This window comes from Variovorax humicola (assembly GCF_037889915.1).
Lineage (GTDB): Bacteria > Pseudomonadota > Gammaproteobacteria > Burkholderiales > Burkholderiaceae_C > Variovorax > Variovorax humicola.
In genome coordinates, this window is record NZ_JBBKZV010000014.1 from 100,417 (window position 1) to 126,397 (window position 25,981).

At 62.9% G+C, this 25,981-nt stretch carries 25 protein-coding genes and 1 pseudogene; 6 read left to right on the plus strand and 20 right to left on the minus strand.

The features are described from left to right. Positions 1–38: 38 nt before the first annotated feature. From WKW80_RS21275 to WKW80_RS21300, 6 genes are all read right to left on the minus strand, one after another. The gene (locus WKW80_RS21275) at positions 39–917 is read right to left on the minus strand and encodes an SMP-30/gluconolactonase/LRE family protein (protein ID WP_340365559.1); all 879 of its coding nucleotides are present in this window, start codon (positions 915–917) and stop codon (positions 39–41) included. After that, on the minus strand, positions 904–1,821 hold the full coding sequence (locus WKW80_RS21280; RefSeq protein WP_340365560.1) for an aldose 1-epimerase: 918 nt from the start codon (positions 1,819–1,821) through the stop codon (positions 904–906). The genes WKW80_RS21275 and WKW80_RS21280 overlap by 14 nt, the downstream gene beginning before the upstream one ends. Before the next feature lie 11 nt (positions 1,822–1,832). Then, positions 1,833–3,284, minus strand: coding sequence for an NAD-dependent succinate-semialdehyde dehydrogenase (locus tag WKW80_RS21285; protein ID WP_340365561.1), 1,452 nt, complete (start codon positions 3,282–3,284; stop codon positions 1,833–1,835). Between the two features lie 402 nt (positions 3,285–3,686). Next, positions 3,687–4,496 carry an HpcH/HpaI aldolase family protein gene (locus tag WKW80_RS21290; protein ID WP_340365562.1) on the minus strand — a complete coding sequence of 270 codons (810 nt, stop codon included), beginning with the start codon at positions 4,494–4,496 and terminating at the stop codon, positions 3,687–3,689. A gap of 44 nt (positions 4,497–4,540) precedes the next feature. Continuing rightward, entirely contained in the window at positions 4,541–6,298 is a 1,758-nt protein-coding gene (gene araD, locus WKW80_RS21295; RefSeq protein WP_340365563.1) for an L-arabinonate dehydratase, read from the minus strand. 33 nt (positions 6,299–6,331) lie between these two features. Beyond that, positions 6,332–7,306, minus strand: coding sequence for a Bug family tripartite tricarboxylate transporter substrate binding protein (locus WKW80_RS21300; RefSeq protein WP_340365564.1), 975 nt, complete (start codon positions 7,304–7,306; stop codon positions 6,332–6,334). Between the two features lie 29 nt (positions 7,307–7,335). Here WKW80_RS21300 and WKW80_RS21305 point away from each other — a divergent pair, with 29 nt between their 5' ends. Continuing rightward, complete coding sequence (locus tag WKW80_RS21305; protein ID WP_340365565.1) at positions 7,336–8,544, plus strand: LacI family DNA-binding transcriptional regulator; 1,209 nt, start codon at positions 7,336–7,338, stop codon at positions 8,542–8,544. 43 nt (positions 8,545–8,587) lie between these two features. On the opposite strand, the gene WKW80_RS21310 is transcribed toward WKW80_RS21305, so the two are convergent. The 13 genes from WKW80_RS21310 to WKW80_RS21370 are packed head-to-tail and all read right to left on the minus strand — an operon-like array spanning position 8,588 to position 21,580. Further along, complete coding sequence (locus WKW80_RS21310; protein ID WP_340365566.1) at positions 8,588–9,718, minus strand: mandelate racemase/muconate lactonizing enzyme family protein; 1,131 nt, start codon at positions 9,716–9,718, stop codon at positions 8,588–8,590. After that, positions 9,715–10,761 carry a tagatose 1,6-diphosphate aldolase gene (locus WKW80_RS21315; protein WP_340365567.1) on the minus strand — a complete coding sequence of 349 codons (1,047 nt, stop codon included), beginning with the start codon at positions 10,759–10,761 and terminating at the stop codon, positions 9,715–9,717. The genes WKW80_RS21310 and WKW80_RS21315 overlap by 4 nt, the downstream gene beginning before the upstream one ends. Positions 10,762–10,765: 4 nt before the next feature. Further along, complete coding sequence (locus WKW80_RS21320) at positions 10,766–11,695, minus strand: PfkB family carbohydrate kinase (RefSeq protein ID WP_340365568.1); 930 nt, start codon at positions 11,693–11,695, stop codon at positions 10,766–10,768. Between the two features lie 16 nt (positions 11,696–11,711). Next, positions 11,712–12,773 carry an ABC transporter ATP-binding protein gene (locus tag WKW80_RS21325; RefSeq protein WP_340365569.1) on the minus strand — a complete coding sequence of 354 codons (1,062 nt, stop codon included), beginning with the start codon at positions 12,771–12,773 and terminating at the stop codon, positions 11,712–11,714. A 12-nt stretch (positions 12,774–12,785) separates the two neighbouring features. Further along, the gene (locus tag WKW80_RS21330) at positions 12,786–13,760 is read right to left on the minus strand and encodes an alcohol dehydrogenase catalytic domain-containing protein (RefSeq protein ID WP_340365570.1); all 975 of its coding nucleotides are present in this window, start codon (positions 13,758–13,760) and stop codon (positions 12,786–12,788) included. Positions 13,761–13,771: 11 nt separating this feature from the next. Then, positions 13,772–14,590 (minus strand): carbohydrate ABC transporter permease, encoded by an 819-nt coding sequence (locus WKW80_RS21335; RefSeq protein WP_340365571.1) that lies wholly within the window; start codon positions 14,588–14,590, stop codon positions 13,772–13,774. 10 nt (positions 14,591–14,600) lie between these two features. Continuing rightward, complete coding sequence (locus tag WKW80_RS21340; protein WP_340365572.1) at positions 14,601–15,470, minus strand: carbohydrate ABC transporter permease; 870 nt, start codon at positions 15,468–15,470, stop codon at positions 14,601–14,603. Positions 15,471–15,474: 4 nt separating this feature from the next. After that, entirely contained in the window at positions 15,475–16,212 is a 738-nt protein-coding gene (locus WKW80_RS21345) for an SDR family NAD(P)-dependent oxidoreductase (protein WP_340365573.1), read from the minus strand. A gap of 27 nt (positions 16,213–16,239) precedes the next feature. Next, the gene (locus WKW80_RS21350; protein WP_340365574.1) at positions 16,240–17,547 is read right to left on the minus strand and encodes an ABC transporter substrate-binding protein; all 1,308 of its coding nucleotides are present in this window, start codon (positions 17,545–17,547) and stop codon (positions 16,240–16,242) included. Positions 17,548–17,589: 42 nt separating this feature from the next. Then, entirely contained in the window at positions 17,590–18,735 is a 1,146-nt protein-coding gene (locus tag WKW80_RS21355; RefSeq protein ID WP_340365575.1) for an ABC transporter ATP-binding protein, read from the minus strand. Beyond that, positions 18,695–19,540, minus strand: coding sequence for an ABC transporter permease (locus WKW80_RS21360; protein ID WP_340365576.1), 846 nt, complete (start codon positions 19,538–19,540; stop codon positions 18,695–18,697). Before WKW80_RS21360 ends, WKW80_RS21355 begins: the two co-directional genes overlap by 41 nt. Then, entirely contained in the window at positions 19,540–20,475 is a 936-nt protein-coding gene (locus WKW80_RS21365; RefSeq protein WP_340365577.1) for an ABC transporter permease, read from the minus strand. The genes WKW80_RS21360 and WKW80_RS21365 overlap by 1 nt, the downstream gene beginning before the upstream one ends. Positions 20,476–20,485: 10 nt before the next feature. Further along, on the minus strand, positions 20,486–21,580 hold the full coding sequence (locus tag WKW80_RS21370) for an ABC transporter substrate-binding protein (RefSeq protein WP_340365578.1): 1,095 nt from the start codon (positions 21,578–21,580) through the stop codon (positions 20,486–20,488). 194 nt (positions 21,581–21,774) lie between these two features. On the opposite strand from WKW80_RS21370, the gene WKW80_RS21375 reads away from it, so the two are divergent. The 3 genes from WKW80_RS21375 (at position 21,775) to WKW80_RS21385 (ending at position 24,556) form a co-directional block, all read left to right on the plus strand. Further along, on the plus strand, positions 21,775–22,818 hold the full coding sequence (locus WKW80_RS21375) for a LacI family DNA-binding transcriptional regulator (RefSeq protein WP_340365579.1): 1,044 nt from the start codon (positions 21,775–21,777) through the stop codon (positions 22,816–22,818). A gap of 185 nt (positions 22,819–23,003) precedes the next feature. After that, entirely contained in the window at positions 23,004–23,753 is a 750-nt protein-coding gene (locus tag WKW80_RS21380; protein WP_340365580.1) for a GntR family transcriptional regulator, read from the plus strand. Next, positions 23,750–24,556, plus strand: coding sequence for an inositol monophosphatase family protein (locus WKW80_RS21385; RefSeq protein ID WP_340365581.1), 807 nt, complete (start codon positions 23,750–23,752; stop codon positions 24,554–24,556). The genes WKW80_RS21380 and WKW80_RS21385 overlap by 4 nt, the downstream gene beginning before the upstream one ends. 5 nt (positions 24,557–24,561) lie before the next feature. On the opposite strand, the gene WKW80_RS21390 is transcribed toward WKW80_RS21385, so the two are convergent. Further along, a complete protein-coding gene (locus WKW80_RS21390; RefSeq protein ID WP_340365582.1) occupies positions 24,562–24,807 on the minus strand; it encodes a substrate-binding domain-containing protein in 246 nt (81 codons plus the stop codon). Positions 24,808–24,902: 95 nt separating this feature from the next. Here WKW80_RS21390 and WKW80_RS21395 point away from each other — a divergent pair. Further along, a pseudogene (locus WKW80_RS21395) lies at positions 24,903–25,223 on the plus strand (alcohol dehydrogenase catalytic domain-containing protein); the annotation flags it as partial. Between the two features lie 213 nt (positions 25,224–25,436). Continuing rightward, positions 25,437–25,769: a zinc-binding dehydrogenase gene (locus WKW80_RS21400; protein WP_340365599.1), complete on the plus strand. Its 333-nt coding sequence runs from the start codon at positions 25,437–25,439 to the stop codon at positions 25,767–25,769. The last annotated feature ends 212 nt before the right edge of the window (positions 25,770–25,981 follow it).

The following is a 25,981-nucleotide window of genomic DNA, read 5'->3' on the forward strand; positions in this document are numbered from 1 at the left end:
GGTTATTGAAAAAAATGTGTGGAGCGGCCGAACTGCGTTCACTGGGGCAGCTCTTTGAAAGCCGGTTTACGCAAGCCGGCAACAGCGGTGCGCAAAGTGAAGATCGAGCCCGACAGCGGTCGCTCGGCAATTTCGTCCGCACTCATGCCCTCGCGGGCCGTCGTGATGAACAGGGTTTGCATGTCATCCCCGCCGAAGCAGACCATCGTCGGGCAGCGCACCGGCAGTGCGTATTCCTCGATCACGTCACCGTCGGGAGAGATCCGTGCGATGCGGTGGCCGTCGAACAGCGCGGTCCAGTAGCAGGCCTCGACATCCATGGCGGCGCCGTCCGGACGCCCGTTGCCCTTGGGGAAACGCATGAAGACTTCGCGTATTCCAGGCTCGCCGGCGGGGTCGAGCGGTGTCCGGTACATCACATGGTTTGGGGTATCGGCCGTATACATCCAGCGCCTGTCGGGGCTGAACGCTAGGCCGTTAGCGCCCAGGATGTCGCACTGAAGCACCCTAATGTTCAGTGCGGAATCGACGCGGCATAGCAACGCGCCGTTGAAGTCCCGAGGCCCCCAGTACGTGCCCGCGTAGAAGCGGCCGTCCTGGTCGACCCCTCCATCGTTGAAGCGTGCGGCTGACGGATTGCTGGGGTTGTCACAGACTTTCTTGTGGATGCGACCGGCGGCGTCGGACAAGTAGATGCCGGAACGCATGGCCAGAATGAATCCGCCGCTTTCGCGCAGCGCGAAACAGCCGACTTCCTCATCGAACGTCAGAAGCTCGTGATTACCGGTTGCAGGTTGAACCCAGTGGATCTCCTTCCTGACGATGTCAGTCCAGTACAGACGACCATCGCTGGGGCTCCAGGTCGGGCATTCCGGGAGCGTGCCGGTGTAGTCGAAGAGGCGTTCAGGCTTGTGCATGGTGTGACACCCTGATGGCCATGGCGACTGACATGGTTGCGCCAGGGCGCAGGCGCCGCATGGCGCCCGGCCCGGCGTCAATGGGCAGATCGTTGATCGCGTTGTTGACGTTGGTCACTGGTTCGATGGCGACAAAATTCTTCTCGATTGGCGGGACGAAGAACACGGCGTTGTCCGCGTCTGGGGAGTGGATCTCCGCCTTGATTCCCGTCTCGGGCCAATAGATTTCCGCGCGTCGATCCCATCCAACGAAGCAGTTGTCGACCGAACCGGCCACAGGTGCGCGCAATTCGCGGTAGTCCCATTGCGCCGGGACAGCTTCTCTCGCGACCGGGAGCGCCCGATGGTCATTGATCAGCACCTTGTCCGCGCTGAAGCGAACGAGGGCTTTGTCGGCCTGCGCGAAATAGGGATGAAATCCAAGGCCGACGGGCATATCGTGCGCTGCCAGATTAGTGCAACTCAACGTCGCGCACAGCGTGTCCTTGCTGAGTTGAAGGACCTGTCGCGCCTGATAGGACCAGGGCCAATGGCGCATCTGCTCGCCGCGAGCTTCGTGCTGCAGTGTCAGAACGATGGCGTTTTCCAACTCCGATTCGACTTGCCAGGCGCATAGCCAGCCGTTGCCATGAATCGTGTGCGGGTGCTCGCCGAAGTTTCGGGCGAGTTCATGAGATTGCCCATCGAAGCGGAACCTACCAAACGCAATCCGATTGGAATACGGTACCAGCGGAAAGCACCCCGCGAGGTTGGCGCGCGGTTCGTCGTCATCGCGCAGGGCGCGCAGGATATTCACGCCGCGGTACTGCAGTGCCGCGATCGCGCCGCCCGACTCCGGAGCCAGGACCAGCGAAAGGTCCCCGACCGTTTTGCTGATTCGCGTTGGGAGATGGATGTTTGCCATGACGTTGCCGGTCAGATCCCGGCCATGCAGACGTACTTGATCTCGAGGTAGTCCTCGATGCCGTACTTCGACCCTTCGCGGCCCATGCCGGATTGCTTCACGCCGCCGAAGGGCGCCATCTCGTTGGCAATCAGGCCGCTGTTCACGCCCACAATGCCGGCTTCGATGGCTTCGGCGACGCGCCATACGCGGGCCAGGTCGCGCGAAAAGAAATAGGCGGCCAAGCCAACATCGGTGTCGTTGGCCATGCCGATCACCTCTGCCTCGGTTTCGAATCGGATCAGCGCTGCCAGCGGTGCAAAGGTCTCTTCGTGCGTCACCTTCATGCCCTGCGTGACCCCGCGCATCACGGTAGGCTCGAAGAAGGAACTGCCGAGCGCATGGCGCTGACCGCCAACGACGACTTCAGCGCCTTGTTCCTGCGCATCGCGGATGTGCTCCTCCATCTTCTCGACCGCTTTCATGTCGATCAGCGGGCCCTGCTGAACGCCGGGTTCGGTGCCACGGCCGATCTTCAACTCCCGCACTTTGGCGACCAGCTTTTCGGCAAAGCGGTCTTGGATGCCGGCCTGCACATAGATTCGATTCGCACACACGCACGTCTGGCCGGCGTTGCGGAATTTCGAGATCATGGCGCCCTCGACCGCAGCGTCGACGTCTGCATCGTCGAAAACGATGAATGGCGCGTTGCCGCCAAGTTCCATCGATGCCCTCTTGACGCCGTCGGCCATTTCCTTGAGAAGCCAGCGACCGACTTCCGTGGAGCCGGTGAAGGTGATCTTGGCGATCTTCGGGTTGTGCGAAAACTCCATGCCAATGGCTGAAGCATCTCCGGTGACCACGGAGAACACGCCCGGGGGCACGCCGGCGCGTTGCGCCAGTTCGGCCAATGCCAGCGCCGACAGCGGTGTCTTCGAGGCCGGCTTCAGCACCAGCGTGCAGCCTGCCGCCAGTGCCGGACCTGCCTTGCGGGTGATCATGCCGTTGGGGAAATTCCAGGGCGTGATGGCGGCACAAACACCGACCGGCTGCTTCAGTACCACGATACGACTGCTGCTCCCGGACGAGGGAATCACGTCACCGTAGACGCGCTTGGCTTCCTCGGCAAACCATTCGAGGTAGGCCGCGTTGGAGATGATCTCGCCCCTGGCTTCCGCGAGCGGCTTGCCTTGCTCGGCGGTCAGGATCTGCGCCAGGTCGTCGGCGTTCGCCACGACGAGTTCGAACCAGCGGCGCAGGATGGCCGAACGCTCCTTGGCCGGCCGTGCCCGCCACGCAGGAAATGCTGCGTGGGCCGCGTCGATCGCCTTGCGCACCGTGCCGATGTCAAGGCGGGGCACGGTGGCGACCTCCAACCCGTCAGCGGGATCGTTCACGGGAATCGTCCTGCTGTCGGCCGACGACGTCCACTCGCCGCCCACCAGGCAGCTTGTCTTGAGAAGGGTCGGATCTTTCAGATTCATGGAGTTCTTCTGGATAGGTGGAATTCGGAGGGTTGATTTCGTGTCGCCGCGACATCTGACAGCGCCAATGTTACCGGTGACATCGGCGATTTGATAGTGGAAATGATTAGGTGAAAACCAGTAGATGCTCCGATCTCCACATCGCGAGGCCCGCCTGACGCGATGCCCTCGTCAGTACCGAATGGACAGGAGTTGCCGGCCGGCTGGTGCCGGCGCGGCGGCTTGGCGAGCTCGGGCGGCGCCGCGGCAAAACCAGATCGCTGTGGCAAGCAACAGCAGGGAACCCGGCTTCAGCGATCGGCCAGCCGGGCCGATGTCCGGCTCTCAAAGTCGATGTGGCTTTCCCATCCGGACTTCATCCGTCCGGGGAGGGCGGCCGGGCATGGCTCGGGCCCCGTGGGCTCAGTAAACGCCGCCCTCGAAGCCCTGCGCCAGGCTGGGCTGGATTGCCTGGATGAACGCCGTGGCTTGGCGCATCATCATTCCAAGGTCGGAAGCGACGGCGACGAACGAATACCCCATCGCGACGAAGCTGGAGACCACCTCGGGCGTCGGCCCGACGATGCCGCAGGGGATGCCGATCTTGCGGCAGCGGGCGGCGACGTCAGCAATGACGCTCTGCACGTCGGGGTGGAGAATGTTGCCGATATGGCCCATGTTGGCCGACAAATCGCCGGGGCCCAGGAACAACGCATCGACGCCTTCGACCGCCGCGATGTCTTCCAGAGCGGCCACGGCCTTCGGTGTTTCGAGCTGGATGATGGTGAAGACCGAGTCATTGGCACGCCTGCCGTAGTCCGGTGTGGTGCCATAACCGCTGGCACGATGCACCGCGGCGAAGCCTCGAATCCCAAGCGGTGGGTATTTCGCGTACGACACCGCGCGACGGGCTTCATCGACAGAATCGACGAAAGGAACCATGACGGTTTGCGCTCCCAGGTCCAGCGCGCGTTTGCACAGCACCATGTCGTTTGCTGCAAGTCGCACCACCGCCGCGGCGCGCGTGCCGGCTACGGCTTGCAGGACGTGCAGAGTGCCAGTTTCATCCAGCGGCACATGTTCCTGGTCAACCAGCAACCAGTCGAAGCCGGCGCGGCCCATGGCCTCGGCGGTACTCGAGGTACCGGACATTAGCCAGGTGCCGAGCGGGGTGCCTTCCTGTTGGAGCCGTTGGCGGAAGGTATTGGAGAGCAAATCGGGTGATGAAGTCATGCTGTTGGTATTGAAGGGTGGAGAAAATAAGGGAAAAAACGCTGTCAGTAGATGGAGGGCTCGGACGTGGGGGCGTTGCCAGCCAACACCGTGAAATCGCAGCCCTTATCGGCCTGCGTCACCTCCTGCTGGTAGATGCGCACGTAACCGCGCGTATAGGCCTTCGGCGGCGCGACCCATGCGGCGCGCCGCCTCGCGAGTTCGTCGTCGGAGACCAGCATGTCCAGACGACGCTGGCCGATGTCGAGCGACACCACGTCACCGGTCTTCAGCAGGGCCAACGGACCACCGACCGCCGACTCCGGCGCCACGTGCAGCACGCAGGTGCCGTAGTGCGTGCCGCTCATGCGCGAGTCGGAGATGCGCAGCATGTCGCGCACTCCACGCTGCAGAAGCTTCTTGGGAATCGGGAGGTTGCCCCACTCGGGCATGCCGGGCGCGCCCACGGGACCACCGTTGCGCAGCACCAGCACCGTGTTCTCATCGGCGTCCAGATCGGGGTCGTTGACGGCGGCGAGCATCTCGGCGTTGGAGTCGAACACCAGCGCGGGGCCGGTGTGGCGCAGCAACCGTGGCGTGGCTGCCGACGGCTTGATCACTGCGCCGTCAGGGCACAGGTTTCCGCGCACCACCGCGAGCGCAGTGCCGGCCTCGGGGCTCTCGGGGGTTGCGGCGATGAGCGGAGTTTGCGGGTCCCGGATGACGTCGTCGTCGGTGCAGATGCGGCCGGCGATGTTCTCGCCCAGCGTCTTGCCGGTCACCGTCAGCGTCGACAGGTCGAGCTGCGCACTGATCTTGTTGAGCAATGCGGGCAGCCCGCCGGCGAAGAAGAAGTCCTCCATCAGGCGGTTGCCGGAAGGAAAGATATTGGCCAGCACGGGCACGCGGCGCGCGACTTCGTCCAGGTCGTCAAGGCTGAGTTCGATGCCGGCGCGACCTGCGATGGCAGGCAGGTGCACAGCCGCGTTGGTGGAGCCGCCCAGCGCCATGTATGCCGCCACGCCATTGAGCAGCGAGGCGCGCGTCACGACGCGCGAAGGCCGCAGGTCTTCCCACACCATCTCCACTGCGCGCTGGCCGCAGGCCCAGGCCAGGCGCGTATGGCCGGCGTCCATGGCCGGCACGCTGGTGGCGCCCGGAAAGGTCAGACCCATGGCCTCGATGATGGACGTCATGGTGCTGGCCGTGCCCATGGTGTTGCAGGTGCCTGGAGCACGCGTCATCTTTGCCTCGAGGGCAATCCATTCCGGCTGCTCGATGTTGCCCACCACGTACTCTTCCCAGTACTTCTTGGTGTGCGTGCCGGCACCGACCGTCAGTCCCTTGTAGCGGTCGTTGAGCATCGGTCCGGCGGGGCAGAAGATGGCTGGGATGTCCATCGACAATGCGCCCATCACCAGCCCCGGCGTGGTCTTGTCGCAGCCGCCCATCAAGACCGCGCCGTCCAGCGGGAGGCTGCGAAGCAGTTCCTCGACTTCCATGGCGAGGAAGTTGCGGTAGATCATGGTGGTGGGCTTGACCATCACTTCGCCCAAGCTCATGGCAGGCAGCTCGAAGGGATAGCCGCCCGCCTGCAGAACGCCGCGCTTCACTGCCGCCGCACGTTCACGCAGGTGTGCGTGACACGGCGAAAGCTCGCTCCAGGTGTTGATGATGCCGATCACCGGGCGGCCCATGAACTCTTCGCGCACCAGCCCTTGCTGCTGCATGCGCTGGCGATGGGCAAAGCCGCGCATATCGTCGCTGGCAAACCAGCGTTGGCTGCGGAGTTCCTTCAGATTTTTGCGTGGGGAATTGGTCATTTTGGTAGGGTCATGAAAAACGTGATTGGGGCATCAGTCCAGCTGGATGTCTGCGCGCTTGATCGTCTCGCCCATGGCGGCAAGATCCCTGATCAGCAGGCTTTCGAACTCGGCCGGCGTCGAGGACAGGATTTCGTAGCCCTGTGCCTCCAGCGGCTTGCGGAATTCGGGCGATGCCAGCACGGCACGCAGTTCGGTGTTGAGGCGCTCCACGATGGGCGCAGGGGTGCCGCGCCGCACCAGCAAGCCGTTCCAGACGATCGACACGACGCCCGGCACACCGGCCTCTGCCATCGTTGGAACGTCCGGCAGGACCGGCGAGCGCTTGGTGTCGGCCACAGCCAGCACGCGCACTTTGCCACCCCGCTGGAGCGACACGACCGCTGGCAGGTTATGGAACATCATGGGGATCTGGCCCGCCAGTACGTCGTTCAGCGCTGGCGCCCCCCCTTTGTAGGGCACATGCATCAGCTTTGTCCCGCTCTTTTCCTGGAACTGCACGCCCGCCAGGTGCATGGAATTGCCGTTGCCGGCCGAGCCAAAGGCCAGACGGCCCGGCGTGGCCTTTGCAGCGGCGATCACGTCGGCCGCGCTGCGATAGGGCGTGGTCGGACCCACCACCAGCACATTGGGCATCTGGTGGGTCAGGGTCAAAGGCTGTAAGTCCTTGACCGGGTCGTAACCCATTGCCTTGTACAGGTGAGGGTTCACCGCCAGCGTGCTGGTGGAGCCCAACAGGATGGTGTACCCATCGGCGGGCTGCTGTCTGGCCACCCAGGCTGATCCGATGTTGCCGTTGGCGCCGGCACGGTTGTCGATTACCACTGGTTGCCCCAGCCGCTGGCCCAGCGCTTGCGCAAGCGGCCGCGCGATGGCGTCGGCGACGCCCCCTGCCGGATAAGGAACGACCAGCGTCAGTGGGCGATTCGGGAATGTGTCCTCAGCGTAGGCCACGAGCATGACCGTGGCGGTCAATGCTGCGACCACGAGGCGGCCAACTGAATGCATGGTTTGTCTCCTTTGTTGCTCACGACTGAATGGCGTTCACGGGAAATGAATTTCATGTCACCGGTAACATCGAAGAGACTGTATATTTCAGCACTGCCATGCGTCAACCTGTTCGAGTCCAATCAAGGGAAAACCCCGACACACCGATCGGTGAGGGGGGGACCGGCGCGGCCGACGGTGCGGTGGCCTCCCGCGAGCGCGCGCCCCGCCGCAAGCTTGGCGCCCATACCATTCACGATGTAGCTGCGTTGGCCGGCGTGTCCTCGATCACGGTGTCGCGCTACTTCAACGCGCCCGGCAAGGTATCGCCGGCTGTGCGCGAGAAATTGCGGCAGATCATTCTTGAAACCGGCTATGTGCCCAGCCAGATGGCGGGTCGCCTGGCGTCCGGCGAAAGCCGAGTGGTCGGAGCCGTGATGCAAAACACAGGCAGCGTCAATTTCGCGGCTCTGGTCAAAGGCATGAGCGACGGGTTCGAGCAGTCGGGTCTGCAACTGCTGCTCGCCAACGCCGAATATTCAGGTGCCCTGGAAGAGCGCGCCATCCGTGCCTTCGTTGGCTGGCACCCCAGCGCGTTGATCCTCACGCGCGACGACCACACGCCGGACGCCGAGACGCTGTTGCAGGCGTCTCGCTGCCCGATCGTCGAAACCTGGGGGTTTGTGCCAGGGCGGCCGTTCCATCAGGTGGGCTTTCCGCACGCGGACATCGGCACTCAGCTGGCCAGGCACTTTCTGGAGCAGGGCGCACGCCGCATCCGATTTGCCCTGCGTGCGGCGCCCGAGGACTTTCGCGCGCAGCAGCGCGCCCGAGGCTACGCGGATGTCATGCGGGTCGCCGGCCTGCTACCCGACATCGAAGAGTCCAGCATCAACGACGAGTTCGAGGCCGGCGCACAGATCCTCTATCGGCTGGCGCTGCAGCCCGCCGATCAGCGCCCGCAAGCTGTCATCTTCGCCAGTGACAACATGGCAGCCGGCGCCATCCTTCAGGCTCCTCAAATGGGCTTCAGGTTTCCTGAAGACTGCGCGATTGCCGGCTTCGGCGATGCGCCAATGGCGCAGCGCCTGCACCCCTCGCTCACCACGATGCGGGCAGAGCCCTACGCCATCGGCCTGAAGGCCGCGCAGGTCGTGCTGCAGCTGAAGGCGCGCAAGAACAAAGGCACTGGGCCAGAGCTGCACGTCGTCCCCTGCCGGCTGATCGTGCGCGAAAGCTCGCGCTTGTCGATAACCTGACCTTCGCCCGACCGTCGGGCCGCAGTAACGTGTTCAACACTGTTCAAACCGCGCAGCGGATTGCCTCGAGTGCCACCAGGTCGGGCGCAATTCCAAGACCGGGTGCTTCGGTCAGTGTGACTTGCCCATCCAGCACTTGCGAGATTGGCCCGCAGAGCAGGTCGCGCAGCGGATTCTCGTTGCTGTCGATCTCGAGCCAACCGTCGCCGCCCGCTGCCGCCAGCAGGTGAGCGGATGCGAGCAGGCCGATGCCGGCGCCGAGGTAATGCGGGCAGTAGCGTCGACCGGCGGCGAGTGCGGCACGCGCGACTGGAAGGCAGCCGCTCAAACCACCCCACTTCGCGACGTCTGGTTGCACGATTGCCAATGCATCCTCGGCCAGCGCTTCTTCGAAGGCCGCGCGACCCGATATGTTTTCGCCTCCCGCGAGCGGGATGGCGGTGCGCGCCGCAAGTTGCCGCCACTCGGACCATGGCCGGTCTGCGCGCAACGGCTCCTCGAGCCACGCGAGTCCGAACGGCTCGAGCTGCGGCAGGATTCCCGCCGCCTCATCCAGAGACCAAGCTTGGTTCGCATCGACACAGAGAACGGCGTCGCTGCCAAGCTGTTTGCGCAGGGTCTGGAGATTCCGCACGTCACGCTCGATGCCGAAGCCGACCTTGAGCTTGAAGCGGCAATGACCCTCGGCCAGCTTGACCTCGACCATCGCTTCGGGTCGTTCGGGATTGATGCCGCTGGCGTAGACCGGGACATTCGGCGAGCCGCCGCCCAGAAGGCGCCACAGCGGTTGCCCGGCGCGTCGAGCGGCCAGATCCCACAGCGCGATGTCAATGCCCGCGATGCATTGAGCGAACGGGCCGGGCTCGGCGCATTGCAGCGCGAGCACAGCCGTACGTTGGGTCAACAACGCCCAAGGTGATGCCGGGTCGGTGACATCCTGGGCCAACAGCATGGGCCCGAGCAACGCGTTGACCAGCCGCGCGCGGTGTTCCGGCCCGACCGAAGGAAAATTGCACCAGATCTCCCCGTAACCGATGACGCCGTCTTCGTCCTCGACGCGGACCAGCACTGCGGGCCGATCCCGCATGGTGCCGAAGGAGGTGACGACCGGTTGGGCGATCGGCTGACGATACACACGCGCCTCGACGTGGCGCAGGCGCGTTCCCGGTGTCATGCGTAAGCGGCGCAGAGTTCGCCTTCGGCTTTCATGCCGTCGAATTCACTATAGTCTGCTTGCCAGGCGTTACCCGCGCGCAGCGTGAGCTGTTCGAGTTCTGCCAGCGTGGCGCCGCCTTCCGCGCGCAATTGCCCTGCACAGCGATCAAGGTCGGGGAAGTGCTGCAGCGCCTGCCACCAGACGGCGCGGCCCGCCAGAAAACCGTGTGCGCCGGCCGCATACGCGTACTCCATCACGCGCACGAACTGCGCTGAGGTCACGCCGGCCGAGAGCATGACCCATGGGATGTCAGCAGTCTTGCAGATGCCGCCCATCTGGTCGAACCAACCCTGAGCGGCGAGGTGGGCCGCGCCGCCGTCGCGTGCCGGGAGGGTCGCGCCAGGAAGCGGGGCTTCGAGCTTAAACAGGTCTACGCGGTATTTCGGCTTGGCGAACTCGCGGACGCTTTCGAGGACGAGTTCGGGCATCTTCTCGGGCGACTCGATGTAGTCGAGGGTATGGCGCTCGCTTTTGGGGAACGGATACACCAGCAATTCCAAGACCAATGGAATGTCCCACCGCTCGCATTCCTTGCCGATTTCTTCGACATAGCGCTGCTGATGAGCGATGACGTCGGGCTCGGCGTCGGGACGGTACCAGGCCAGCACCTTCACGCCGTCGCCGCCGACGCGCTTGATCTTCTCGACGCTCCAGTCGTTGATGGAGTGCGACAGGCGTCCACCCGGCGTGTCGCGAAAGCGGTGATCCTCGAGCGTTACCACCAGGCCCGTATGGGCCGGGAGTTTCTGCAGTGCAGCCGGGAAGGCGTAGTTGGGATCAAACAGCATTGCGCTTGCATGGGCGCCCAGCGTATCAACCAGCGTGCGTTTGACCGCCACCATGTCGGCAAAGCTCACATCCGCAACGGAGATGCCGCGTTTCGCGGAGATCAGGTTGGCGATGGGCGGACGTTGATCGAGCGCCACCATTGTGAAGTGGCCTTCGGGCGTCGCCATGCGGCGCAGCCCCCATTTCTTTCCCAATTTCAATTCGGCAGTCATGTGTTTACTCCTTCAAACTTTCGACCAAGGACATCGCGGTAGCGTAATCAGGCACTCCTTCACGCCCTCCAGGGCGGGTGCACTTGATGGCCGCCACCGCAGCAGAGAACTGGAACGCTTGCCGCACCGGCCAGCGCGCGCCCAGCGCGAATGCAAAGGCGCCGTGGAAAACGTCCCCGGCGCCGGTGGTGTCAACGGCGCGCACATCGAAAGCGGGCAACTGGTGCACGCCATCGGCATCGGCCCAGATCACACCGCGTTCACCGAGCGTCACGGCCGCGAGCCGACATCCGCGCATGCGTGCGAACTGCAGCTGTTCCTCGGCAGTGCGCGCGTGCGCCGCATAGCCCGCCAAGCCCGGTTCCGAGAACACGGCGTGATCCGTATGCGGCAGCAGTGCATCGAAGACCGCCGCATCGGCGATATCGCCATCGAGCACCGTCGGCAGTCCATATGCGCGGGCGGCTGCGAACATCGCCAGGGCACCTTCAGGCCAGCGTGGGTCGGCCAGCACGGCATCTGCCTGCGCCAGCTCCTCGAGTGGCAACCAGGTTGCGTCGGATGGCAGGCTGGCCCCGCGGAAATTGACGATCATGCGTTCGCCATTCGTATCGACAACGATGCCTGAGACCGAGGTGCGCCCACCGGCGAACAATCGAAAGCCGCGGGTGTCGACGCCGAGCGCGCCAAGTTGCGCCTTCATTTCGCGGCCTGCACTGTCTTCGCCGCCACGACCCCAGAAACACGCCTGTGCACCGAGCCGCGCCGCGGCGGCGGCTGCGTTGGCAGCCATGCCGCCGCCGCCTTCGCGCAAGTCCACCGCGCGTGTCTTGCCGCCGCCGTGGGGCAGGGCTTCGACTTGCCAGGTGATGTCGAACGCCGAGAGTCCCAGGCAGACGAGCCGTGGACTTGGCGAGGCCGTCGAGGAAGTCATGGCTGTTGGACGCATGTCAGCGCAACACGGCGCCGTCGGTAGTGCTGAACAAATGGCTCTTGTCCATCTCGAAGCCGAGCGTGATGGTGTCGCCCGGGCGCACCTGAAGGTCCGGCTCAGCGCGCGCGACAAAGCGCTTGCCGCCCCGGTCAAAGTAGACGAGCGTGTCGGAACCGAGCGGCTCGACCACGCTGACCTGAACCCTGAGTCCAGCCGCCCCGGCATGAAGCACCTGCATGTGCTCCGGCCGCACTCCGAGCACCGCGGCGCCGTGATGGCCCGCGCAGTGCGCCGGCAGCGGGAAGGGCGTGCCGTCGTCCATGCGTAGCGTGCCATTGTCGATCTCCACGGCGAAGAAGTTCATCGTCGGCGATCCGATGAAGCCGGCCACGAACTGGTTCGCCGGCGTCTTGTAGACCTCCTCTGGCGTGCCGAACTGCTGCACCCGGCCGTCCTTCAGAACCACGATGCGATCGGCCATGGTCATGGCCTCGATCTGGTCGTGGGTCACGAAGATCATCGTTGTCTTGAGTTGCTGCGACAGTGCCTTGATCTCGGTACGCACTTCTCCGCGTAGCTTGGCGTCGAGGTTCGACAGCGGCTCGTCGAACAAGAACACCTTCGGGTTGCGCACCATCGCGCGGCCCATGGCGACGCGCTGGCGCTGGCCGCCCGACAGTGCCTTCGGCTTGCGGTCGAGGTAGGGCTCGATGCGCAGCATTCCCGCCGCGCGGTCGACGCGGCGCGCGATCTCATCCTTCGGCGTGTGGCGCATCTCCAGGCCAAAGCCCATGTTGTCGCGCACCGTCATGTGCGGGTAGAGCGCATAGTCTTGGAACACCATCGCGATGTCGCGCTGCGCCGGGGCGACGTCGTTGACGCGGTTCTCGCCGATAAACAGGTCGCCACCGTCGATCGGCTCCAGCCCCGCGATGATGCGCAGCAGCGTCGACTTGCCGCAGCCAGACGGGCCGACGAAGACTACGAACTCCCGGTCGCGGATCTCCAGGTCAAGCGAGGGCACTACGGTCACGTCGGCATAGCGCTTGACCAGTCCCTTGATGTGAATCGCTGCCATTCGCACTGCTCCTCAGGCGAACGCCAGCAGCGGCTTGACGAGTTCGCCGGCGACGAAGCGGCCGAACATCTCGGGCAACTGCTCGATGCCGAACTGTGCATCGACCAGTTGACGGTAGCGCGACTTCTCCTTGCGCAGGAGGTCGACATTGAGCGGGAAATCGCTCTTCGGAAAGTAGAAGGTGCGCACCATGTAGAAGTCCTTGCGTCGGATCGCCTTGTTCTCCTGCACCGGCCAGGGCAAATCGCTTTCGCCGATCAAGATGAGCACGCCGCGCGGCGACACGATTTCCATGCCCAGCGAGCGTGCCGCATGCGAGCCGCTGCATTCGACGATGAGCTTGAAGCGCGTGTCGTGCGAGCCCACCGGATGACGCCTGGCGCCGAACCTCTCGGCCAGTTGAAGGCGCTCTTCCTTCAGGTCGGAGACGCGCACGTCGGTGTAGCCCATGTCCTGCAGTGCGACGATTGCACCCATGCCAACCGGGCCTGCTCCGGTGACCAGTACCGGGCCGGTCGTCTCCGGCGGCACCAGGCGCTTGACGAAGCGAATCCCGTGCGCGGCCGTGCCGATGGTGTCGAGCAACAGCGGCGCCAGTTCATCCTCGATGTCGTCCGGAACCGACAACAGGCATTGCTCCGGCACGGTGAGGTATTCGGCGTAGCCGCCCGGGCGGTTCCAGCCAACCAGCACCGACTCGACGATGCACATCTGCGTATCGCCCGAGATGCAGGTCTCGCATTTGCCGCAATGAACCGGGATGTAGACAAGGCAGCGCTTGCCATCCAGTGCATGGCCGGGTTGCTGCACAACGCCGAAGATCTCGTGGCCCGGCGTGAACTCGGCGCCCTTGATCCAAAGTTTGGTATCGGATCCGCAGAGGGCGGTGCGCCGCACCTTCAACAGGACCTCGCCTGCGGCGGGCACGGGTCGTTGTGTCTCGCCGATCGTGATCTGCTTGTCGCCGTGAAATTGAGCTGCTTGCATGACGGGTTCTCCTAACCTTTGACTGCGCCCATGGCCAGGCCCGAGACGAGCCGTCGCTGGACGATGAATGCGAGGATGAGCGGCGGCAGCGCGATCAGCGTTGCGGCCGCCATCAGCGCGCCCCAGTTGGACGCGCCTTCGCCGATGAAATTGAAAGATGCCGCGATCAGTGTTTTCGTGTCGCCGTTCGACAGCACCAGCGCGAACAGGAAGTAGTTCCACGAGAATACGAAGGACAGGATCGAAGACACCACCAGACCCGGCATCACCAGTGGCAAAGCGATGCGCCACAGGATCTTCGGCACGCTGCAGCCGTCCACCTGCGCGCTCTCGAGCACGCTGCGCGGAATGTTGTCGAAGAAGGGAAGAAGCACCCAGATCACGATCGGCATCGTGATCGCCGCATGCGTGAGGATCAGTGCCCAGTAGCTGCCGATCATCCCGGCCTCCCGGAACATCACGTACCACGGAAGGAGGAACAGCGTGCCAGGGGCCATGCGCGCCAGCAGCGTCACCGTGGCCGGCCAGGTGATGCGGGTCCAGGACACTGCGAAGGCGGCCGGCACGCCGAGCAATAGGCCGATCGCAGTCGAGCCAACAGTGATCACCGTGCTGTTCCAGGTGTAGTGCAGGAACGGCGTGGTGCCGAAAAGCGTGCGGTAGTTCTCGAGCGTGGGCAAGAAGATCAGCTTGGGCGGATAGGCCGTAACTTCTGCCGAGGGCTTGAAGGAGGACAGCACCATCCACGTGATCGGCAACAGGATCAGCAGCGCCACGATGGCGATCTGCAGCAGCGTCAGGCGCTGCACGAGTTTGTCGTTCAGGTTCATCCTCGGGCTCCTACCAGGCTACACGCTTGCGCGCTTGCGTGAGCACCATCACCGCGCCCAGCACGATCGCCGACAGCGTGATCATGAGAGCGCTCGCATAGCCGATCTCGAACAGCTCGAAACCCTTTCGAAAGCCGTAGATGTTGAGCGTGTTGGAGGCGTTGCCGGGGCCGCCCTGCGTCGTGATGTAGATGATGTCGAAGAAGCGCAGGAGGTCGACGCTGCGCAGGATGGCGGCGGTGACCAGTGTGGGCATTAGCAGCGGCAGCGTGATGCGCCAGAAGGTCTTCCAACGTGTGGCGCCGTCGATTTGCGCTGCTTCGTAGACATTGGGTGGCAAGGATTGAAGGCCGCCGAGCACGATAAGCGCGACGTAGGGCGTCCATTGCCAAGTGTCGATCATGGCCACCGTCGCGATCACCCAGGTGGGAGAGGCCAACCAGTCGGAGCGCGGCAATCCGACGCTTTGCAGCAGGTAGTTGGCCGCACCGATGGAAGGGTCGAGCACCACCAGCCACATCATCCCGACCACCACCGGCGGCAACACGAAAGGGGAGATCATCAAGGTGCGCACGATGCCCGAGAGCTTCTTTGAGCCGTGCAGCAGCAAAGCCACGTAGGTGCCCAGCACGAGCTGCAGCACAAGCGACAGCACGTACAGCACGAGCGTGATCTTCAGCCCGTTCCAGAACTCGCCGTCCTGCAACATCTCGATGTAGTTCATGCCCAAGTTGAGCTTGGGCTTGGCGCCGAAGCTGAATTCGTGCAGGCTGAACCAAACGGTGTAGGCAAACGGGAATGCGATCATGGCCGTGGTGAAGGCCACGGCCGGTAGCGACAGGAATGCAAGTTGGCCGCGGGTTCCGATGGATTGGCTCATGGATTCACCCTGCGAGGAAGCCGCCGTCCACCGCCAGCACGGTGCCGGTGATATAGCGGGCGGCGCGGGACGCCAGGAACACGGCGCTGCCGGCAATGTCGTCGGGCTGCGCCCACTGGCCTTGCGGAATGCGCGCACGGATGCGCTCGTAGTGCGCCAGGTCCTGCCGCCCTGTGGCGTTGATCGTCGTTTCGACGTAGCCCGGCGCAAGCGCATTCACGCGCACGCCTTTATCGGCCCAGGCCAGTGCGAGCGACTTCGTCAGCATGACGACGCCACCCTTGCTTGCGCAGTAGGCCGGAATGAAGGGCAGGGCGACGAAGGCGTTCATTGACGCGACATTGACGATAACCCCGCCGTCTTCGTTCGCTTCCAGCAACGGACGGCAAGCATTGCAGAGGCGGAACGTACCGGTGAGATTGACATCGAGGACGCGCTGGAAGGTCTCGATCTCGTATTCCTTGAAGCGCGACAGGATGCCGGCGCAATTAACCAGCGTATCAAGGCGGTCGAGCGTGGCGATGGAGGCCGCGATCTGTGCGTCGTTTGTCACGTCCAGCGCCGCCAGGCGAAGCGATGATGACGGCGTGAGTGAACTTGCGGCCAGGGCGGCCTCGTCGACCCCGGTGGCAATCACTTCGCAGCCGCGCTCGAGAAAGCTGCGCGCAATGGCGGTGCCGATGTCACCAGCCCCGCCGACGACGAGAACGCGGTGACCGCGAGGGAATTCGAATGGTGACATGACGAATGCTGTGCGGTGGCGCGCGACTTACTCTTTGGCGATCAGAGCGTCGAGTTGCTTGTCGGCGTCCGCGCAAGCCTGCGCCGCTGTCTTCTGCCCAAGCAGGAGTTCGGTCACGGCCTGACCCACGAACTCGCGCGATGCTGGATTGGCAACGATCGGGTAGCCGACTTCGGAGGTCCCGGTCTTGGAGAGTTCGTTGACAGCGGCAACCCAGCCGCTTCGCACCGGCTGTTCTGCCATCCAGTCCTTGTAGCCCTTGGAATTCGCCACTGCCGCGCGCGGCGGCGCCACGCCATCGACAGCAAGCTTGGCCTGCATCGCCGGGCTGGTCGCCCATTGCACAAAGTACCAGGCGGCTTCCTTATTCTTGCTGTACGCCGAGACCGACATGGTCCAGCCAATCACGGTCGGGTGCGAGCCACCTGGGCCGGCGGGCAGCACTGCAACAGCCGTGTCATTGGCCCGCGCGCCGCCGTCCATTACGTTGCGCAGTTCGTTGGACGACTCGAATGCCATCGCCGCCTTGCCTTCGCGGTAAAGGGAGGAGATTTGGTAGAAGCTGTAGTTCACCACGCCGGGTGGGCCGTAGTCCTTCAGCAGCTTTGCGTAGAGGTCCAGCGAGGCTTGGCCTTCCTTGCTGCACAACTGCGACTTTCCGCTCTTCATGTATTCGCCGCCCATGTTGTGCAGGAACACGCTGTAAGTGAAGGGGAGCGCAGGCTTCAGGCCGCGCGAGACGAAGGGCGTCACGCCCGGCTCGCAGGTCTTGAGCTTGGCCGCGACAGCGTCGAGTTCGGGCAAGCTCTTGGGCAGCGCCACGCCGCACTTCTGGAACAGGTCCTTGCGGTAGTAGAGCACCGGCCCTTCGACGTTGAGCGGGATGCCGGTGAGTTGCTTGTTCCAGGTCGCGTCCTTGAGCATGCCCGCGCTCAGGTCGCCGAAGTCGTAATCCTTGGCGCTCGACGCCTTCACGAACTCGCTGAGATCGGCGTACCAGCCGGCCTTGGCGAACTGCATGCCTTCGCGCGAGGGAAGCGACATGAAAAGGTCGACCTCGTCGCTGCGCGAGTTCATCACCGTGACCAGGCGCTGGCGCATCTGCTGCTCCTGGTATGAATCAACCTTGAGCGTCATGCCGGTCTGCTGCTCGAAGTCACCCTTGTACTTGAGCAGCGCATTGGCGACCGGATTGTTGTTGGCGAGGAAGGTGAGGCTCTGGCCTTGATACTTCTTCCAGTTGAACTCCTGGGCAAGGGCACTTTGTGCGAAGGTCGCGGTGACGGCAACCCCGAGGGCGAACCGGACAATTCCGCGAGCAAATGTCTTTCTCATGTTTGTCTCCTTTAGATCACGATTGGTTTTTTGGGGGCGGCACTAGTTGATGGGTACAAGCACGGCCCGCGAGAGGTCGAGCAACAGGTTGACGTGCTGGCCAACGGGCAACAGCAACTCGCGCGCAGGGGTTGAAACCTTGAGCATTGCGCCCTGCGCGGTTTCGACTTCGTAGCGAGCCGTCGCACCCAGAAATGCCGCCAAGGTCACCGTGCATCGGATAGCTGGAGTGCCGGGCGGCGCCGGACTCTCCGTCACGGTTATGTGTTCGGGCCGCAAGGCCAGTCGCATTGGCTGCGCCGCCGACAGTGGCGCCGAGCACAACACATCGAAGCACTCGCCCGCCACCTCGACGCGCGCACGACCGGGGGTCGTGGACGGCGACGCTGTGACCGGAAGCAGGTTGTTCTGGCCTACGAACTCGGCCACAAACGCCGTACTGGGCCGGCGGTATATCTCTTGCGCGGTGCCGACCTGGTCGATCACGCCCTGGTTCATGACCACGATACGGTCTCCGACCACCATTGCCTCTTCCTGGTCGTGCGTGACGAAAATTGTGGTGATGCCGATCGATTTGATCAGCGTGCGCAACTCGAAGCGGATTTCTTCACGCAGCTTGGCGTCCAGGTTCGACAATGGCTCGTCAAGCAACAGCGCGTCCGGCTGAATGGCAAGCGCACGCGCGATGGCCACACGCTGCTGTTGGCCGCCCGACATCTGACGCGGGTAGCGGTCGGCCAGTGCTGTGAGCTTGACCAACTGCAACATCTCATCGACTCGCCCGGCGATTTTTTTCTTTTCCCAGCCACGAACACGCAGGCCATAGCCTACGTTATCGCGCACGGTCATGTGCGGGAACAGCGCATAGGCCTGGAAAACAAGTCCACATTGGCGCTCGTTGGGCGGCAGCGACGACACGTCGCGGCCATTGATCAGGATGTCGCCGCTGTCGGCCGGGTTGAAACCGGCGATGGTGCGCAAGAGGGTGGTCTTGCCACACCCCGAAGGCCCGAGAAAACATACCAGTTCGCCCGCAGCGATGTTCAGGTCGATGCTCTTGAGCACAGATGCCTCGCCATACGATTTGCTGACGCCACGAATTTCGATCCCTCTAGCCGATCGCGGCAACACTGCGCTTGAATTCATGTCACCACCATTTCGCTTTTTTGACCACGAGTTCGAGCACAACGATCACGCTGATCGCGAACACATTGCCGGCCATTGCCACTGCTGCACCGAGTCGCGACGAGCCGGTTTCGAAGGCTTGATAAATCGTCACTGGCAGCGTCGAAAAATCGCCCCCAGCCAAGAGGAAGGTGATCTCGAAGTCAGAGATCGAGCGCGCAAAGGTCAGGGCGATGCCAGTCAACAAGGCCGGAACCAGCATCGGCAGCACGACGCGCACGAAACCGGTCAGCCGGGACGCCCCGAGGGACAGCGAGGCCTCTTCCAGCGCCGGATCGACGCGTTGGATTGCAAGCATCAGGGGGCGGATCATGAATGGCGTCGACACCACCGTGTGCGCCGCAATCAATGTCAGCAGCGGCGGCATGGCCGGGAGTGCCCCGCTGCGAAAAAGCTGAAAGAGACCGAAGCCCAACACGATAGGTGGAAAGATCATCGGCAGGTTCACAAACTCGATCACCATGGCCTTGCCGTTGAACTGCAGTCGCGCCAGCGCATACGCGACCGGCGTGCCCAGCAACAGCGCCAGCAGAACCGTGGGCAGCGCCACGGCCATTGAAGCACCCGCTGCCTTGATGATGTCGTCGCTCCACTGCACATAGGCGTCGGTGTTGAATCCGACCGGCAGCACGCCGCCGCGCAAGTCGAAGCGCTCGCTCACCGAAAGCGACAGCAGCAGGAGCGGCGGCACCAGGATGAACAGCACCAGTCCGATGGTGGAAATCGGGAACAGGCTGCGAAATCCGAAGCTACCGCGGTGCGGCCCGGCAATGGAAGCGGCGGCGCGGGGAGAAACGACGGCTGCCATCAGAGCACCTCGGTTCCCAGGCGTTCGCGGAATGCGCGGCGCATGAGCACCAGGAAGACGGCGCGCCCGATCAGCGTGGTCCCCACCAGAACGACAGCCATGGCGGCGGCGGTGCCAATCGTTCCACCCATCCCTAGCGAATTGATCTGCATGTAGATGTCCAGCGGAATCACCACCACGCCCTGGGTACCTCCACCCAGCACCAATGCAGCAACGTAGGCGGCCATGGTACGGAAGAACAAAAAGATCCAGGCCGCGGCCAAGCCCGGCAGCAGAAGCGGCCAGACTACATAGCGAAAGGTTTGCGAGTCGCGTGCGCCCAGGCTTTCGGACGCCTGTTCCAGCACCGGGTCGATCATTTCGTAGACCGACGCTACCATGCGCACCGCAATGGTGGAGAACAGCGCCATGTCTCCGACGATCACCGCGAACAGGGTGCCGGTGAAGGCAATCGGTTCGTCGACGATGCCCAACGTCCGCCAAAGCAGCGCGTTGATGGGTCCGGTGGGGCCGAAGAGCCACAAGATGCCGAACGCGATCGTCACGCCCGGTGCGAGCGATGGGAAGGTAACGATTGCATTCACGGTGCCGGACCAGCGGCGGCCGCGGGCGATGTGGTAGCCGACAAACATTGCGACGCCGCAGAGCAGCGTGGCCACCGAGGCTGCGAGCAGCAAGGTGGTTCCCACCACCTTGCGCGCGGTCGAATCGGAGACTATGGCGGTGAAGTTCTTTGTCGACAGGGGTTCGGCCAGGGCCTTTGCGGGGTTGGACAGCAAGGTGAAAGTCAGGCTGGGCGCCGTTGAAAGCGCCTTGTGAACAGTGGCCACGAAGGGGACCAGCATCAAGGCCGTCAACAGCAGCACATAAGGCCCTACCAGGACCCAGGCACGCCTGTTGTCGGATTGGCGCTTGACCATCGGCAGTCTCGGCATCGGGCTGCGCTCAGGTGCGCTTCTTCAGCACTTCTTGCTCCCACTGAGCCACGTACTGCGGCATCTTTTTCGACCATTCCACCCAGTCGATGGGCTTGACGTGCTTGAGCACATCTTCCCACCTCTCGACGCCGATGGTGCCGGCGTTGTTGACCTGCAGCATGAGGACCGGCATGGCGGCAGGATAGTTGTCCGGATGGTTGCTGGGGTTGAGGCCAATGTCGTGAAGTACCTTGGTATACCTGGATTGACTGCAGAGATCCATCACCTTGATCGCCGTGGCCTGGTTTGGGCCGTTTTTCAGCAATGACATCGAAACCGGCAGGTTGCCCATGGATTGCAGCGGCTTGGCGATCGGCAATCCTTCGACGCTGGCACGCTCGACCTTGTTGCCGATGTAGATGGTGGCCCAATTGTGAAAAGTGAGCCATGAATCGCCACGCTGCATGCCGATGCGGTTGTCGATCCAGCGGCTGTGATAGGTCTTGACGTTGGCGTCGACGCGCTTGCAGTAGTCGATCCATTTGTCGCCATACTGATTGACAATGACCGGCACCCAGGCCGGGAAGGCGCGCGCATCAACCCACGACACCTTGCCCTTCCAACGCGGATCGGCGAATTCTTCCCAGGTCAGCGGTTGCTTGAAGTCGCCGACCTTCACGAAATTTGTGTTGAAGCCGACGATGCCCCAGATGGTCTGGAACACCTCCAGGCCATACGCCCGGCGCGCATGCGGAAATAGCTTCTGCGTATTGGGCATGTCCATGTACGGAATCTCGCGCAGCATGCCTTCGTTCCACAGTTGCTCCGGAAAGGGGGCATCGTTGTAGAAAACGTCGGTCGAGAAGTTCTTGGTCTCAAACTCCTGCTTGATGCGTCCATACGCCGGGGCGTAGCCGATCGGGTCGTACCGGACCTGGATGGCGCCATTTGTGTCTTGCGCGAGCATCTGCGCCCAGCGCTTCCAAAGTTCGTGGTGTAAGCCGGGATTGCCCACGACGTTTACGGTCTGCGTCTGAGCAAACGCAAGGCTTGGCACAAAAGGGGCGATCCCCGTAGCAAGGATGGTCTTGAGAAGGTCGCGTCGATCGGCTGAAAGAATCATCGTTGTCTCCTGCATTCTCGTGGGGAGGTCGGTTGCTCTCAGTGCGTCACCGAACTCCGTAACCGTTTACATATTTTGCAGACAACGATGACCTCGAGCAACTGCAAACAGGGTCAAGAGTTAGGTATTTTCCCCAACTAAACCGCCTTGGAGTTGGGATTTCGTGCAGGTATCGTTTCCTGTAAACTGTTTCAATGAGATCGAAGAATGCCGGCATTCGCGACGTCGCCAAGGCCGCACAGGTTTCCACCGCTTCGGTCTCGCGGGCACTTAATAGTCCGGAATCAGTACGCCCCGAGCTGCGGGCGCGCATTGACGCGGCCATTCGCGATCTGAGCTATATCCCGGACGCGGCGGCGCGTGCTCTGTCTTCGCGCCGCACACGGACCATCGGCGCCATCATTCCGACGGTCGACAACGCAATGTTTGCGCGCGGCATCGAGGCGCTGCAGAGCTATCTGTCTTTGCAGGGCTATCTGCTTCTGCTGGCCACCAGTGGCTACGACCCGGAGGTGGAATTTCGGCAGGTCCAAAATATGGTGAGCCGCGGCATCGACGGATTGATCCTGAGAGGCGACGTTCACACGGACGCGCTACGCAGATTGCTGGCGTCTCAGCGCATCCCCTTCGCCAATGTTGGCGTCTATCACCCTGACAAGCCCTACGCATCGGTGGGGGCCAATAACGAATTGGCGGCATGGCGTGCCTGTCGTTATTTGATTGAACTGGGTCATAGCAAGATCGGCATGGTCGCAGCCGTTTCGGCAAACAACGATCGCGCCATGTTGCGTGTCGCCGGCGTGAGGCGCGCCGTTGAGGAGACCGGGCTGGCGCTGCGGCCGGAGTGGTGCCTGGAGGTTCCTTACCACCTGGATGACGCACGGGAGGCTGCACGCACTCTTCTCTGTCTAAAAGACCGCCCGACAGCGTTGGTATGCGGCAATGACGTCATCGCATACGGCGTGATGCTGGAAGCGGAGCGACGTGGTCTGAATTTGCCACAAGATTTGTCGGTGATCGGTTTTGACGACCTGGAATGGAGCCGACACCTGCGCCCAAGCCTGACCACCATGCATGTACCGACCGACGAGGTGTGGACGCGTGCAGGGGAGTACCTCGTCAAGACTCTCGCAGGCAGGCCCACAGCATTGCATCACGAGGTTGATGTATCACTGGTTGTGCGGGAATCAACCTCTCCGCCCAAGGCCTCAGCCCCAATCACGCAATCGATCGGATAGTGGGCGAGAACTGCAGACCAGATGGGCCGAACCGGCGACGCCATACTTAAGCTCCGTACATTGATGTGCTTGAAGCTTTGCCCACTCACAGGAGAACTTTTTGAACTACGTCAAGCTCGTCATACTTCTGCCGCGAGCGATCGCGGCAAACGATGAATGCAAAGCAACCCAATGGGTATCACCAAATGTCTAGCACGTCGCTATCGGGGCGGTCGGGCGTTTCCTTGCTCTATCGCGAAGTCAAGAAGCGACTCATCGCGGATATTCAGTCGGGAACTGTTCCGCCCGGGGGCGCTCTGCCCAATGAAAGCGACCTTGCGAAACGCTTCGAGGTGTCGATCGGCACGGTACGCCGTGCCGTCGATGAATTGGTGGCCGACAACATATTGGTGCGGCAGCAAGGGCGCGGCACATTTGTCGGGCGCCTGGATCGTGATCGATTCATGTTCCAGTTCTTCAAGATCGCCGCCCGGGACGGCACGCGTGAGTTTCCAGAGGTTCGACTCCATTCGTTTTCGAAATCCCGTGCTTCGTTGGAGGAGGCCAATGCGCTTGCGTTGCATGGTGCGCAGCCTGTCTTTCGAATAGAGAACATCTTGTCGCTCAAGGGGCGACCGGTGATCCACGACCAGATCGTGATTGCCACTTCGCTGTTCCCGGGGCTCAACAAGCGCGCGTTCGAGCAACGGACAGGCACCGTATATGAGCTTTACCAAAGCGACTTTGGACTGACAATCGTGGGTACAGAGGAGCGCGTTCGAGCGGAAGCTGCTGGTGAAAGCAGCGCGCGGCTGCTGGGTCTCCGCCGGGGTGAGCCAGTACTTCGCATCGAGCGTCTGGCGCTGACCTTCGACAACAAGCCGGCCGAATTTCGGGTGTCGATCGTGGATTCACGAGAGTTCGATTACGTCTCCGGCGCACAGCCAACCGCATGACTGAATTCGTAGGCGCCGCGCGTGCTTTCGCGGAAGCACTGGCGCAAGAAGCAACGGCCATGCTGACGGCAGCTACAGAGCGGCGGCCGAGCGCGCGCATCAAGAGTCCCGGTGATTGGTCGACTGAGCTTGACGCGCGCATCGAGGATCACATCCGCGAGCGGATTGCAAAGGCGTTCCCGACGCATTCGTTCCTCGGCGAGGAGGGCGGCTTCAGCCATCCGTCTGCCAGGCGCCGCCGCGGTTCCGGCGACGAATTGCTTTGGGTGGCCGACCCGATCGACGGGACAGTCAATTTCACTCGCGGCTATCCGCAGTACAGCGTTGCAATCGCCCTGTTGGATCATGGTGAACCGGTGGTCGGTTGCATTGCAGATCCATGCCGTGGCGAGTTGTTCAGCGGGGCGCTCGGCCAGGGCGCCGTCTTGAATGGGCGGCCATTGTCAGTGTCAGCCACGGTTGACCTCGGCCAGGCGCTCGCCGCCACTGTGTTTCCAAAGCCGGATGCAGCGTTCATGGGCAGCTACCTTGCGCGATTTGGCACTGTCGTGCGCGCGCTCGCCGGCGTTCGCCGCGCAGGGAGCATGGCGTTGGAGTTGGCCTATCTTGCGGCCGGTCGCGTCGATTGCTTTTGGCAGCGTGGCATGGGGCCGTGGGATGCCGCAGCTGGCGTCTTGCTGATACGAGAGGCCGGCGGCTGCATATTCACGCTCGACGGTCTCCCGTGGATGCAATCGCAAGAGGTTTGCGCGGCTGGACCGGGCGTGGCAGACGAATGGAAAGCGCTATTGCTTGATTGCTGAAATGGTCAGGCTCTCGGTGCCGGTCCGGTCGATTCCCGCACGACCAGCGCGACCTCGACCTCCGTGTTGCGGGGTGGCGTTTCGCCGGCCAATGTGCCGAGCAAGCGGTCCGCCGCCGTGGACCACATCGCTTCCGTCGGCACGCGCATCGTGGTGAGCGCAGGATGCAGATGACGAGCCATCTCGAGGTCGTCGAAGCCCACCACTGAAAGGTCCTTCGGCACCTCCACGCCCACCGGCCAGACGCTCATTGTCGACGGCGGCTTTACCGCCCGCTGAAAGAAATTTCAAACCGAGGATGGTCACTATGAAGGCACTTGTCTATACCCAACCCAAAGAGCTGCAGATGCAGGAACGACCCTATCCGGAGTTGGCGCCGGGAGAGGTGGTGCTCAAGATAGATGCCGTCGGCATTTGCGGCTCGGACATGCACGCCTGGCACGGTCACGATCCGCGTCGAAAACCTGGACTGGTATTAGGGCAGAGTTCGTGGGAACCGTAACCGAGTCAGCCGCTCCGGGCTTCGAGCGCGGCACGCGCTTCACAGGGCAATCCGCTCATCACGTGCGGCGTTTGCGAATACTGCGTCCAGGGCCGAAACAACCTGTGCAGCGCCCGTACCATGGTCGGCATGACCCGGCCGGGCGCCTATGCCGAGTACATGAGCATTCCCGCAGCCTCTCATCGCCATGCCGCAGGACATGTCGGACCTGGCAGCCGCGCTGACGGAGCCGGCGGCCACCGCCTGGCACGCCGTCAACCTGTGATCCGCGTGCTGCAGCGTCCGTTGCATGTGTGCTCGGCTCTGGTGGTCGGCGGCGGCGCGATCGGCATGCTGTCCGGCTTGCTGCTGAAACGGCTTGGCGTGCGCCACCTGACCATGAGCGAGCCCAACGTCCTGCGTCGAAGTGCCCTGCAGGTCCACATCGGTTGCGATGTGCTGGACCCCCGTCAAGAGGCACCTGCCGAAAGTCATTTCGACTTCGTTCTGGACGCGGTGGGAGCGCGCATCACGCGGGAACAATCGCTGACGGCCATCAAGCCCGGCGGTGTCGTCATGCACGTCGGGTTGCAGGACTGGGCCAGCGAGATCGATATGCGCAAGCTCACGCTCGCCGAGATCACCTTGCTGGGCACCTACACCTACACAACGGCAGATCTGCGCGCAACCGTCGCTGCACTTCACGGCGCGATGTTTGGCGATCTGTCGTAGTTGGAGCAGCGGCCGCTTGCCGATGGACCGCGCACCTTCGAGGACCTGGATCTTGGCCGCGCGGCGGCAGCAAAGATTGTGCTGGTGCCCTGATTTTCGCTTCGACGACATGCGCGCGAAAACCCGCCCCGGATTCATGCCAACCGATGGCCTCAACTTTCATCCAGGGAAAACACGTAGTCAACTTGGTCATATAGATGATATGGTTGATG